Source organism: Komagataeibacter oboediens (assembly GCF_018491655.1).
Taxonomy (GTDB): Bacteria; Pseudomonadota; Alphaproteobacteria; order Acetobacterales; family Acetobacteraceae; genus Komagataeibacter; species Komagataeibacter oboediens.
In genome coordinates this window covers 121,443-133,015 of record NZ_JABLUU010000061.1, presented here as the reverse complement: position 1 = coordinate 133,015, position 11,573 = coordinate 121,443, and the positions used below count along the sequence as shown (strand labels likewise).

Here is an 11,573-nt window from a genome sequence, read left to right as displayed (position 1 = left end):
CAAACTCCAGCCTCTGCCCTTCACAACACGTTCCTGGCAGGAACTGGCACGTCGCGTAGAAAACGCTGGGCAGACCGCCTGATTTCCAGAGGCAGTTTCTGGTCGCAGGGCGATCATCGCCCTATAAGCCTATTTTCTCCACCTTGAGGTCATGATGCCTGTGCCGCCAATCGATCCCTTCCACGCGCTGTCCAACAGCGCACTGGCGCATGAACTGGCCGCACAGGGGCGCAGCATCATTCATATGGAATTTGGCCAGCCTTCCACCGGCGCGCCAGGCGCGGCGATCGAACGCGCCCAGCACGTGCTGGCGACCGACCCCATGGGCTATTGGGAAAGCCAGCCCCTGAAGGAACGGATTGCCCTGCACTATGACGAAACATATGGCGTTTCGCTCCAGCCTGAACAGATTATCCTGACCTGTGGCGCATCACCCGCGCTGGTTCTGGCGCTCATGACCAGTTTTGTGCCCGGCGCGCGTGTGGCCATGGCGCGACCGGGCTATGTGGCCTACCGCAATGTGGTACGCTCACTCCATATGGAACCGGTTGAAATTCCGTGTGGGGAAAAAGAACGCTTCCAGTTGACCCCCCATGCCATTGCAGAGCTTGATCCCGCTCCCGACGGGCTGATCCTGGCCAGTCCGGCCAACCCCACCGGTACCATCCTGTCTGCAAATGAAATACGGCGCATTGTTGACGTCTGTCGCGCGCACGGGATCTGCATCATATCGGATGAAATCTATCACGGCCTGAGTTTTGGCGAACGCGCGCACAGTATTCTGGAATATGATCCCGATGCGCTGGTGGTAAACAGTTTTTCCAAATACTTCAGCATGGCGCCGTGGCGGCTGGGATGGCTGGTTGTCCCGCCAGCAAAGGTGGAAGCCGCCCGCGCGCGGATGGGTAACCTGTTCCTGCCGCCCGCCGCCCTCAGCCAGCACGCGGCCCTTGCCGCCTTCGATTGCCGCGATGAGCTTGAAGGGCATATGGAAACCTACCGGCGCAATCGTGACCTGCTGCTGCGTGCCCTGCCCGAAATGGGGCTGCGCCATATCGCGCCACCAGATGGAGCGTTCTATATCTATGCCGATATCCGGCACCTGACGGATGACAGCATGGCGTTTTGCAAGCGCCTGTTGCTGGATACGGGTGTTACGACAGCACCGGGCATTGATTTCGACCCCATAGACGGGAAATACTTCATCCGTTTCAGCTTTGCGGTCGCAACGGACCAGATTGAAGAAGCCATCCGCCGCATGGTCCCATGGTTTCGTCACCAGAAGGACCGCTTACCCGTCAATGCAGTGACTTAAAGGGGGATATACGTCTGGAGCGCGTATGGCTGTGTTTCTGATCAGGAGACATGCGAATACGCACTTACCATGACCCACTACTACGGACCATGCAGGGGGTTTCTTCCAACTTAAGTTCTGCGGCACACGTCTTCATTATAGTCAGCCCCTGCTGCATGCCTTACCCAGATCAATACATTCATACCGAACCATTACCTGCCTGCGATATTACTACCTCAAGCCACTGCTGGAGCTGAAATGCGAGGTGGCAAAACTATGCTTCAGCACGATCCCGTTACTCAACACAACAGTCAGCATCTTGCTTTTGTTATTTGATCTTTCTCCACGCATGCCAAGTCCGACTACGTCCTGCGCTATTGAAAGACCATCCTCCCTGCCGGACGTAAAACTATAAATCCAGACCTCATAACCATCTTCATAGGTTTTCTGCCCCGGTTCACCGTAAATCTGACGCACCTGGGATGAAGTTGTCACACCATCATGAATATTCTGATCAACTTCCGCGATGGTTGTTTTTTTTATGGAAGCATCACCCGTGGACGAACAGGCACTCGTGCCTGCAATGATCGCCATCACGATGGCCGTTCTGATGATCTTCATCCTGCACTCTACCCTCTCGGCTACATATCATCGACATACCTCATTGTGTCCCATCGATACAGATTGTTCAGCGCACATCAAATGCTTGGTAGGACTGTCAGCAACATGAATGGCTGCCGGTGATCCCCTCACGTTCAGAGCCAAAAACAGAAAAGGGTTGCTCCTGTCCCACGCAATTCTGCGCGTCAATCCGGCGACAGCATACCCCAAAAGAGGACACGAATCCGCTCTCGGGGCCTGCATGAAATAAAAAGCAACGCAGCCAATTTTTGCTGCAGCAGTCGCAAGATGATCTTCGAAGCTTCTTCCGTTATCCGGAGAAGCTCATGAAACATTCTCTGCTCATTTTTCTTTTGCCCATGGCGCTCAACGCCTGTGCGCAGAGCCTGTCGTCACCTTCTCCCATTGCGACGACCGGCATGGCCAATCCTGAACTGGCCTTGCAGCGGTCAATAGCAGAGACCACGACTGATCTTCGGGAACTTGGCAGCATCCGCCCGTCTCCGGTCGTGGCATCTGCCAACCAACCCCCGCTCCCCGATGACCTGACCCGCCGGATCTGGTTCGTGTGGGACGGCCCGCTGGGCAAGGCCGTCGCAAAACTCGGCCAGGAGATTGGCTATAGCGTGACTGTCACCGGCCATCCCCGAGCAATGCGCGTCGCGACCAACAGCGTTGCTGCCGTGGTGGATATCCTTCGGACATTGGGCGATCAGGCCGGAGATCAGGCCATGGTCTCGGTAGACCCGCTTCACCACGCGATAACGGTGGCCTGGCATGCGTAAGATGACGCTCTTTCTATCTTCGGCCATCGTCGTGACGGCCGCAGGCAGCCCGACCCATGCGGCTTCTGTCTCCACGGGGAAGGTTGTCATTGAGGAGGGGCAGCACGTCCGGCTACCGACATCGTCTCCATCCCCGCCATCGGCCCGCAGCGGCACATTGGTCCCGGAGCCACAGCCGCCCCAGCCGGGTGCGGATCAGGTGGACGAGGCTGACCCCGCCCTTGCCAATCCCATCAATAAACCGGTGACAGGGGCCTCAACGCTCGACGAGGTAGTCGGCGGCGAAGCGCCTTCCTCTCTTGAGGCCCTTCAGAACACCCGCCCCAATGACGAGCCAGGCGATGACCTGAAACCCGGCCGAAGCACCCAGCTTCGGGAAGCCGCGCATATTTACGGCGCGCAGGGCGGTCTGGCCGCCCGGGCATTCGCCATCAACGAGATGCTGCGGCGCCATGAGGAGACACTCGACGCCACTTATGATTTCCGATCGATCGTGCTTCCGATCGGGAGTGGCCAGACCCTCATGCAGCCCCCGATCGTCACCGAGGCACAGATGGCCTTTGCGCTCAATGACACCGGCCAGGTGGCGCACGAGACAGAATGTGTTTTCGAGATCACCCGGGAGGCACAACTGACATCCGCGCCCCCGGACTGGCGCACGTATCTCGTCCGGACATGGGGCAAACCGCATCACCCGGTAGCGGCGGCCCTGCCTCGCACAAAGGCGGAAGTGTCACACTGGAACCAGTGGGTGGCCGAAGGCTGGGCAGACGGAGAGAAGCAGGCAACCGAGATCTTCCTCTCCGATCTGTCGCGCCTGCAGCGCGACATTACCGGCATGGCCCGCTACCGGGTGCTGCTGAACGCCGGGCGCGTCGAAGAACCGCGCGTCGTGTTCGAGCACCAGGATGCCGTGGGAGGAGGAGACACCCTCCACCTCAATGACCGCACGATCCGGATCGCGAGCCAGCCGGGGCTTCAGGGCCACGTCCGGCGCGGAAGCGATTACGGTTATCCGGAGCATTGCCGATGAATATCACCATCCCCGTCACGACCGACGAACGCTGGCCGGATGAAGGCAGGAAAGCGTTTGCCTGGGTCGAGGAGCGACGGCGTAACGCGCCAGGGCTGGACTCCCTCCTTCGCTGGGCGCATGGCCTCGGCGCCTCGCGCATCGACATCAAGACCGGCCATCCGGTCACGATCAAAGTGCACGGCGTGATCCGCTACGCCACATGCAAAGCGACGGACTCCCTTGCGCTGGCGGATATCGTCGGCCATGTCTATGCCTCTGACGGGATGGCCATGCTTGGTGTCGGCCATATCCTCGATACGGCCTACAGCGTGGCACTGGACCGCAAGGTCAATCTGCGTTTCCGGATCAATCTTTCACCCATTTCGGTCAAGCGGGGCAGCGGCGTCCATATCGTCATGCGTCCGATCCCCGCCCGCCCCGCAAGCCTTGACCAGCAGATGGTCGAACAGGAAATCCGGGACACGAACAGGCTCAAAAGCGGCATGGTCCTGTTTGGCGGGGCAACCGGTTCCGGAAAGACCACGTTGCAATTCGGGCTTGCCATCGAAAAACTCATGGACCCGACCGTATATTGCGACATGGCAACCGGCGAGGAGCCCATCGAGTTCCTGCTGGACGACCTGCGACCGCCTTCAGGCTCGCGGATCAGCCAGACGGAGATCCGCCCCCCCACCCTGACTTTTCCCACATTCACCCGCAGCCTGACACGCCGCGAGATGAGCGATGGCATCATCACGGAATGTCGGGACGGCGAGACCATGAATGCAGCCATCAATATCGCCATGATGGGCGGTATCCTGGGCACGACGCTGCATGCAGACAGCGTCTCCCTCATGATCCAGCGCGCGATCGCGCTCTGTCCCCCCTCGGAACGTGACAACCTGGTCTCGGCCCTCGCTCAGGCGCTCCGGTTCTGCATCAACCAGCGCCTTGTGCCCCGCAAGGGCGGCGGGCGTGTTGCGATCCGCGAATTCCTCACCTTCGATCGTGATCTGCGCCGCAAGCTGACCCGGACCGAGCCAACAGACTGGCCGGACGTCGTGGCCGACGCAGTCGAGGCGCAGGGCCAGTCTTTCGGAAAGGCCATCCGCAAACTGCTTGATGCCGATCTGATCACCGAAGACACCGCTCTGGCGGAAGAAAGGAGAGACGCGTGATGTGGCGTGCAACGGCCTATCCTGTCCGGGTTTTCATTCTCGATGCCCGCAGTTGCTTTCCCATTCTCATCTCCGTGACACACTGGAGCCTCACCACCCTGCTGATCGGGATCTTCGGCGTGGTGTTTTTCGGGACGATCTCGTTTTTCGGGCTGACGCTGCCGGCCGCGATACGCTCCATCCGACGCTTTCTCATCGGGCCGGTCCGCACCGCCCTGCCGACATGGCAAAGGAGGCGGTTCTCATGAGCGCGATCGATCTGGCGGCGATCAGTGCCGCGCAGACACGGCTTCTGGCCAAAATCGGCAAGCCGATTGAACTGCTGGACCCTGGGACCGGAAAAAGGGTGGTCGTACCACCGGCTGACGCGGCACACCCTGAAGCCTATCTGCCGGTTTTCCTGATCAGTGCCGAAGCCCTGTGGCTGGAACTGACAGGGACGGGCTTTGCCCTTGATGTCAGCAGGACGCCCGACAGCGCGCTCGGCTATGCCGTACGCAAGGTACGCGCCGGTTCATTTACGGTCGTGATGTTATGTCTGATCGATGTCACGATGAGGCTTGCGGAGATGGACGACGCGCTGGTCCTCAATCATCTGATCGACTTCTGGGGCGAAGCCCATGGCCGGATCGCTGATGTCGCGCCGACCTTGCAGGGGGCGACATGATCCCCCGCCTCGCTCTGGCGGCACTCGGGACGTTTCCCCTTTTTGCCGCCAGCACGACCGCCCGCGCCACGAGCGTCGAAGAAAATGGCCGCCAGATTGCGGCCTGTCTGGAGGCTGCGGCAAAAATCTCCGGCGTGCCCCGTGGCGTGCTGCTCGTCCTCCTCTATGTCGAGGCCGGCCGTCCCGGAATGGTCAGCCCGAACAGTAACGGCACGGCGGATCTCGGGCCGATGCAGGTCAACACGACATGGGTCGATCGCATCGCGAGGCGATGGCACAGCACGCCCGCGCAAACATATGCAGCGCTGCGCGACAGTTCGTGCGCCAATATCGAGGCAGGCGCCTGGATCCTTGGTCAGGCGATGGACGAAGCACACGGCGACCTCTGGCAGGCCGTAGCATTCTATCACTCTCATACCCCACGCCATGGCAACGCCTATCTCCGGCGTTTCTACGACATCGCCCTCACGATGATGGCCAGAAACCGCAGGGGAGATCGCTCATGAGCACGAGCCGCGTCCCATGGTCATCCAGCGATGACTATCTGCTCTTCTCCTCGATCCTCATCATCGTCGGGGTCCTCCTGTTCAGCTACATGGCCTGGGGCCTGTGGCATACGCAGATCACGGCCTTCTATCTGCGGGCCATGCTGGGGCAGATCAACCTGCTGCATACGTCTAATCCCGACCTGATGCGCCTGCAGGTCCAGTTGCAGGCCGCGCAATATCGACCGGATCTGGTGAGGGCGATCCAGCTTTATTATGGCCTTGCAATCCTGGGCAATGCCCTGAAATGGCCGGTGGCCATCGTGATTGCCCTTCTGGGCGGGTTATGCATGTGGCGTGCTGCCCCCGGCCGATTTGCAAAAGCGCTCGATCTGGAAGGTCTGATCGCGGTCCAGGCAGAAATGTTTCCGACACTGAAAGGATTCGTCCGACGCCGACTGGACAGGCTTGTAACGCCCACGGATGGTATCCCCCTGCCCGCGGACCCGGCTCTGACACGTGCCGAATGGGGCGCGCGCTTCGCTGTCGATGCACAGGGCCGCTACAGTGAAACCGGCGCGCTCGAGGCGTTCACGCGCCAGTTGGGCCGCCACTGGTCCAGCATCAACGCCGCATCCCCTGTCGAACAGGTGCTTCTCGTTGCCTTTGCGATGCACTACCTCCAGAGGCGCCGGGACGCCCTCGCCCTGCTTGGTGAACTCTCTGCCGGTCTGGCCGACGCCGGCCTTGATGGTCCGCATGGTCCGCTGGCGCCGCTCACGGTGCCAGAGTCCGTTATGAGCAGCGCCCGCTCTGCCCTGCAGGACAAGGAAATCACAAACTGTATCGATACGGTCTGCGAGCGCAGCGGATGGAGCGTGACTGCGCTCATGACCCTGCTGCACGAAGCCCGGCGTCAGGCGGGCGTGCTCGCCCCCTCTTCATTCGCCATCGTGAAGCTCATCGACCGATCATTGTGGTACGCGCTGCACTCACTCGGCTTTCCTGCTGAGATCCCGGCCGAAGACCTTCATCCCAATCCCCGCATCGAGGCCGCCGGCGCGCGTGCGCACTGGAGCGAAGAACGACGCTACCAGCGTCCGATCTACATCCCTGCGGTTGAGAACGCACTCGCCATCCTGCGCCCGATGCCCGCAGCACAAGGATCTTCCCATGACCCGTATCATCCTCCACGCTGATGGCCGGGCACCCATCACCATTGAACTCGACGGGACAGGCTTACAGCCCCTCCATCTCCATCTTGGATCTGATTTCGGGCAGACGGAGACGAGCGATGCGGCACCGACTTTACCAGAAGCGGCAGCAGCACGGCGCTGGCGCCTGAAAAAGGCATTGCCCGCGCTGGTCGCTGGGGGACTGGCCGCCATCCTGATCATCGGCACACGTCAGGCCATGGTTTCCGACCGCGCCGTTCCCGACACCGGGCCCGCTGGCATGCTACGGCCGCCTGCAATTCTACCCCCACTCTCCGGCGCGCCCATGACGGACGAAGGCGCGCCAGGGGTCCGCTCAACCTATGTGCCGGGCGCGCGCATGCCGATCGATGGAAATGTGGTCGGCAATCCCGACGGTCACCCGGCGAGCGCGGAAATCGATGCCGCACGACGCATCATGACGCAGCGGCCTATCACCACTTATCCGCAACCCCCAAGCGGAGCGCAGACAGCGCCGACGGCGCCGGTTTCCCCCACGGCACCAACCGCTCCCGTGGCGCCCACGATCGACACGGGAAAATCTCCTTTCGGGCTGGAAGACTGACGCATGGTGAAGCGCGAGATCGGCGGACCGCAGGTCCACCAGCAACTGAAACACGGCTCCACCTATCGCGACACGCGTCCCTTCACGGTCCGGATCGCCGAAGAGCTGCAATCCAGCAGTTCCGGGTTCGCCCTCATGATTCTGGCAGGGCTCAGCGTGCTGGCTCCCGCGATCGTCGGGATCACCTTTCCACTCGCCCTCTGCCTGACGCTCTGGGTCATGACCCGCCAGCCCGTGCTGCCTTTTCATCTGCCCAGGTATTCCGGCCTGAAGGACAAACACGATCTTGATCCCAAAACCCGTCGGCCGCGAGCGGCGGCAGGCATCATATATCTTGGAACGGACGGACTGACCGGCCAGCAACTCTGGCTTTCATCCGACGCGGGGCGCCAGCACGCCTCCGTGCCCGGCACAACGGGTGCAGGCAAAACGACATCCGCAATCTCCCTGCTGGCCAATCCTCTCGCGCATGGATCCGGGTTCATCCTGATCGACGGCAAGGGTGACAACACGGTCCACGGGGATGTGCTGGCGCTTGCCCGCCGCTTCGGGCTGGACGACCAGGTGCTCAATCTCAATTTTCTGACCGCAAGCGGCATCCGCCAGTCCAATACGTTCAATCCGTTTGCGACCGGCAATGCCGACGCCATCCGTGAAATGCTGGTCAGCCAGCTTGGTGAGCCGTCGAGCAACGACGCCAACGGCGTCTTTCGGGATCGTGCTGTCGGCCTTGCCGGCACGATCGCCCCGGTCCTGACCTGGATGCGCGACACCCACGGCGTGCCGATCAACATCGAGACCATGCGCTACGCCATGGAACTGCGCTGGATCGGCACGCTGGCCCGGCATCGCGTATTCCTGATCCGCAATCCCGGCTCCGATCACCCCATCGAGATCAGCGTTCCCGAAATTCCCGATGATATCCTCTATCCGGCCCAGGCCTATCTGGGCGAACTGCCGGGATATGATTCCTCTCTGGCGTGGAATGAGCAGAAAGAAAACAAACCGAGCGAGCAGCATGGCTACGCCAAGATGTATTTCACCCGGGTCTTCACGCAGCTTGGCGTCAGTCTCGGGCATATCTTCCGCGCCCAGACACCCGACATCGATATGCGCGATGTGGTGCTGAACCGCCGCATTCTCGTCGTCACGCTGCCCGCGCTGGAGAATTCCTCGGATACGCTGGCCGGACTGGGCAAGATCGTGGTCGCGGCCGGTCGCGGCGTCATGGCCCAGCTTCTTGGCGCCCGCCTTGACGGCCCCGCCGAGCAGGTCTTCAAGCTCAAGGCAGGCAGCGGCGACGCGCCGTTCCATTTTTTCTACGACGAACTCTCCGCCTACGTCACGGACGGCATGGACCGGCAGCTGGCCATGGGACGCGGCCTGAACTGCATGTTCTGGCTGGGGTTTCAGGATCTTCCGGGTCTTACGACACGCATCGGCGACAAAGCCTTTACCCTGCTCGGCAACGCCAACCTCACCCACGCCATGCGCCTGCAGGATGCCATGCGCACGCGCGAGTGGATCGAAAAGCAGTCCGATCGGATCGAGGTCAGTCAGGCCACGCATTTCGAAGGCAACTCGGCTGGCAGTTATCGGGAAGGACGGGGTGCCGAAGTCCGGGAAGTCGCCCGTATTCCCTGGGCAGACCTTCAGTCACTCATCGAGGGCGAGGCCATAACGATGTATGCCGGTCGCATCGTCCATTCGAAGACGTTCTTTGCCGCCGTCAATGGGCGGTCAGGCGCGATCCGCATGGCCCAGCCGGTCATGCTTGCAGCGCCGCTGGACCTGAATCGGGTGCCCCCGGACCAGCAGTTGCTCGCCCTCCTCGCGACGATCGAAGGCGGCCTGTTTCAGTCTGAACTGACCACGGTACACGACGAGCCGGATGTTCGCGCACTCCAGGAAGCAGTCGACCGCCTCGGTCCAGGTTCTCAAGACATCCTGCGCAATTTTGCACAGATTGGTGCAGCAGTCGCCGCCGCACCACGCCGGGTTGCGACCGCCAATGACGATGAAGAGAATGAGCACGCAGCCGGCACAGACATGCTGACACCGTTTTCCTATATGCTGCGTGATGCTGCCTCCATCCCGAAACCCGGTTTTCAGACACCGCCCCGCACCATACCTCCCATCGACGGTCACCTGCTTGGACGCCTGGAGGCTATTGAACGCCGCGTGGACCGGCAGCCCGGTGTAGCCCGGCGTCAGGCACTGCTTATATTGGGTGTCAGGGACGCTATGACAAAAGGCGCACCGAAGGAGGGCGCGGCCAGCACCGGAATGACCGAAAAGGAAATCCTCGCCCAGATCAGGATATTGCGAGAAAAAACCTCGGCATGACGGGCACGATCATCATCCTTCCTGGCGGGGAAAGGTTCCAACTCGAATGGCGCCGCACCGACCCGGAACGCTGGGAACGCCGCCTTAAGGCAAAATATGATGAAAGCCGGAGCGCGGAGCGTTCTGACAAGGCGCGATGCCTGTGCCAGCATCGCGGTGCCGCACTGCCTCTACAGATCCGTTACCGGGCGGACAGTCACAGTTATCACCTCGCCGTCTGGCCAAATGAAGGACCGCTGCATGAAAAGACATGCCCGTTCTACAAGCCTGACCCGGAGAAAAGTGGGCGCGCCAGCTATGTAAATAGCGTAATTCGCGAGGGTGAGGATGGGGATGTCGCTGTGACCCTGTCGATCGGCCTGCGCCGCAAGGGGCCACCCCGGCCAGTCGATGACACGCCGCTGCCTGCTTCAGATCGGCCTGGACAGGCGCGACAGCGCCGGATGACGCCTCTCGGGCTGCTCCATCTCCTGTGGGAGCGGGCGGGGCTGACCGAATGGCGGCCACAATTCGCCGGACACCGCACACCGACGGTTGCCCTGGGCCGGATCGCCTCTGCCGGAACCCGGATCCGGGCGCAGGGCAGACTGATCTCCGATCTTCTCTGTCCTGTTGCCCCAGGGCATGAAAAGTTCGGACGGCGTCTCCATGCCGTTGTCAGGACAGAAGGACAGGAAAACCATCTGTTCCTGATCGGGTTCGTGGAGGCTCTGGAACCAGATCCCAGGGGCAATTTCACGATGGCCCTGACCGGCCAGCGCAACGGTTACCGCTGCTTTCTGACAGTGCCTGCGGCTGAGAGGAACCGTCTTGCCCGGTCGCACCAACTGGCGGCAGCCACGCTCGCCCTGCCCGAAGCGGCGCGGCAGGCACATGTTGTGGCGTTGCTCTATGTGACGGCACGAAACATCGTAGCGCCCAATAGCCGATGGAAGGGCTGGATCCAGGCGGAAGTCAGGACTGGTGCCCTGATGACCGTCTCTCACAGCCTGCTTCCTTTCGAAAGCAGTCATGAACTGGCGGTAGCCGATGCCCTCGTGGCAGCGGGGCGCGCATTCGAAAAACCACTGCGTTTCGACGCGGAACGGGATCTCGTTTTCCCGGATTTCATCCTGCAGGACACGGCGCGGAATGACGGATATCCAATGGAAGTTTTCGGTCGCACGGATGAGGCCTACACTACCAGACGAGCCGAAAAGGAAAATTACTACGACGCGACCTTCGGAGCAGGTGGATGGTGGTCATGGGATGCGACAACAGGGAGCCGGATGCCGCCTTTTCCATCAGGCAGGCTGAGATAAAACAGGGTGACTTCTTCACTTAGCTGCCTTATATGTAGCATCATGAAGCTGAACTCCCATCAGACTGCTCTAGCAGCAATAAGAAAGCAGACCCTTGCGAAC

At 61.0% G+C, this 11,573-nt stretch carries 12 protein-coding genes; 11 read left to right on the top strand and 1 reads right to left on the bottom strand.

Annotated features, from left to right (window positions below; genetic code table 11):
• Positions 1–154: 154 nt before the first annotated feature.
• Positions 155–1,315, top strand: a complete 1,161-nt coding sequence (locus tag HNO79_RS17020) for a pyridoxal phosphate-dependent aminotransferase (protein ID WP_025811684.1) — start codon at positions 155–157, stop codon at positions 1,313–1,315.
• 210 nt (positions 1,316–1,525) lie between these two features.
• Here HNO79_RS17020 and HNO79_RS17015 read toward each other — a convergent pair whose 3' ends face one another.
• Positions 1,526–1,915 carry a hypothetical protein gene (locus HNO79_RS17015; protein WP_141299365.1) on the bottom strand — a complete coding sequence of 130 codons (390 nt, stop codon included), beginning with the start codon at positions 1,913–1,915 and terminating at the stop codon, positions 1,526–1,528.
• Positions 1,916–2,241: 326 nt separating this feature from the next.
• Here HNO79_RS17015 and HNO79_RS17010 point away from each other — a divergent pair, with 326 nt between their 5' ends.
• Genes HNO79_RS17010 through HNO79_RS16965 form a run of 10 tightly spaced genes read left to right on the top strand, consistent with a single transcriptional unit; the run spans position 2,242 to position 11,471 of the window.
• Positions 2,242–2,700 carry a DotD/TraH family lipoprotein gene (locus HNO79_RS17010; RefSeq protein ID WP_025811685.1) on the top strand — a complete coding sequence of 153 codons (459 nt, stop codon included), beginning with the start codon at positions 2,242–2,244 and terminating at the stop codon, positions 2,698–2,700.
• Positions 2,693–3,733, top strand: a complete 1,041-nt coding sequence (locus HNO79_RS17005; protein WP_034957963.1) for a type IV secretory system conjugative DNA transfer family protein — start codon at positions 2,693–2,695, stop codon at positions 3,731–3,733. Before HNO79_RS17010 ends, HNO79_RS17005 begins: the two co-directional genes overlap by 8 nt.
• Positions 3,730–4,893, top strand: a complete 1,164-nt coding sequence (locus HNO79_RS17000) for a type IV pilus twitching motility protein PilT (protein ID WP_007396180.1) — start codon at positions 3,730–3,732, stop codon at positions 4,891–4,893. The genes HNO79_RS17005 and HNO79_RS17000 overlap by 4 nt, the downstream gene beginning before the upstream one ends.
• Positions 4,893–5,141, top strand: coding sequence for an IcmT/TraK family protein (gene icmT / locus HNO79_RS16995; RefSeq protein WP_053324023.1), 249 nt, complete (start codon positions 4,893–4,895; stop codon positions 5,139–5,141). Before HNO79_RS17000 ends, icmT begins: the two co-directional genes overlap by 1 nt.
• Complete coding sequence (locus tag HNO79_RS16990) at positions 5,138–5,560, top strand: hypothetical protein (RefSeq protein WP_025811690.1); 423 nt, start codon at positions 5,138–5,140, stop codon at positions 5,558–5,560. Before icmT ends, HNO79_RS16990 begins: the two co-directional genes overlap by 4 nt.
• On the top strand, positions 5,557–6,066 hold the full coding sequence (locus tag HNO79_RS16985) for a lytic transglycosylase domain-containing protein (RefSeq protein WP_025811692.1): 510 nt from the start codon (positions 5,557–5,559) through the stop codon (positions 6,064–6,066). Before HNO79_RS16990 ends, HNO79_RS16985 begins: the two co-directional genes overlap by 4 nt.
• A complete protein-coding gene (locus tag HNO79_RS16980; protein WP_141299367.1) occupies positions 6,063–7,244 on the top strand; it encodes a secretion/conjugation apparatus DotM-related subunit in 1,182 nt (393 codons plus the stop codon). The genes HNO79_RS16985 and HNO79_RS16980 overlap by 4 nt, the downstream gene beginning before the upstream one ends.
• Positions 7,219–7,824 (top strand): hypothetical protein, encoded by a 606-nt coding sequence (locus tag HNO79_RS16975; protein ID WP_025811693.1) that lies wholly within the window; start codon positions 7,219–7,221, stop codon positions 7,822–7,824. The genes HNO79_RS16980 and HNO79_RS16975 overlap by 26 nt, the downstream gene beginning before the upstream one ends.
• Before the next feature lie 3 nt (positions 7,825–7,827).
• Positions 7,828–10,170 carry a type IV secretory system conjugative DNA transfer family protein gene (locus tag HNO79_RS16970; protein WP_141299369.1) on the top strand — a complete coding sequence of 781 codons (2,343 nt, stop codon included), beginning with the start codon at positions 7,828–7,830 and terminating at the stop codon, positions 10,168–10,170.
• On the top strand, positions 10,167–11,471 hold the full coding sequence (locus HNO79_RS16965) for a DUF1173 family protein (RefSeq protein ID WP_141299371.1): 1,305 nt from the start codon (positions 10,167–10,169) through the stop codon (positions 11,469–11,471). Before HNO79_RS16970 ends, HNO79_RS16965 begins: the two co-directional genes overlap by 4 nt.
• The last annotated feature ends 102 nt before the right edge of the window (positions 11,472–11,573 follow it).

Excerpts from the sequence above, each read along its gene's own strand:
- HNO79_RS17020 (WP_025811684.1), top strand. The coding sequence starts at position 155 with ATGCCTGTGCCGCCAATCGATCCCTTCCACGCGCTGTCCAACAGCGCA.
- HNO79_RS17015 (WP_141299365.1), bottom strand. The coding sequence starts at position 1,915 with ATGAAGATCATCAGAACGGCCATCGTGATGGCGATCATTGCAGGCACG.
- HNO79_RS17010 (WP_025811685.1), top strand. The coding sequence starts at position 2,242 with ATGAAACATTCTCTGCTCATTTTTCTTTTGCCCATGGCGCTCAACGCC.
- HNO79_RS17005 (WP_034957963.1), top strand. The coding sequence starts at position 2,693 with ATGCGTAAGATGACGCTCTTTCTATCTTCGGCCATCGTCGTGACGGCC.
- HNO79_RS17000 (WP_007396180.1), top strand. The coding sequence starts at position 3,730 with ATGAATATCACCATCCCCGTCACGACCGACGAACGCTGGCCGGATGAA.
- icmT (WP_053324023.1), top strand. The coding sequence starts at position 4,893 with ATGTGGCGTGCAACGGCCTATCCTGTCCGGGTTTTCATTCTCGATGCC.
- HNO79_RS16990 (WP_025811690.1), top strand. The coding sequence starts at position 5,138 with ATGAGCGCGATCGATCTGGCGGCGATCAGTGCCGCGCAGACACGGCTT.
- HNO79_RS16985 (WP_025811692.1), top strand. The coding sequence starts at position 5,557 with ATGATCCCCCGCCTCGCTCTGGCGGCACTCGGGACGTTTCCCCTTTTT.
- HNO79_RS16980 (WP_141299367.1), top strand. The coding sequence starts at position 6,063 with ATGAGCACGAGCCGCGTCCCATGGTCATCCAGCGATGACTATCTGCTC.
- HNO79_RS16975 (WP_025811693.1), top strand. The coding sequence starts at position 7,219 with ATGACCCGTATCATCCTCCACGCTGATGGCCGGGCACCCATCACCATT.
- HNO79_RS16970 (WP_141299369.1), top strand. The coding sequence starts at position 7,828 with ATGGTGAAGCGCGAGATCGGCGGACCGCAGGTCCACCAGCAACTGAAA.
- HNO79_RS16965 (WP_141299371.1), top strand. The coding sequence starts at position 10,167 with ATGACGGGCACGATCATCATCCTTCCTGGCGGGGAAAGGTTCCAACTC.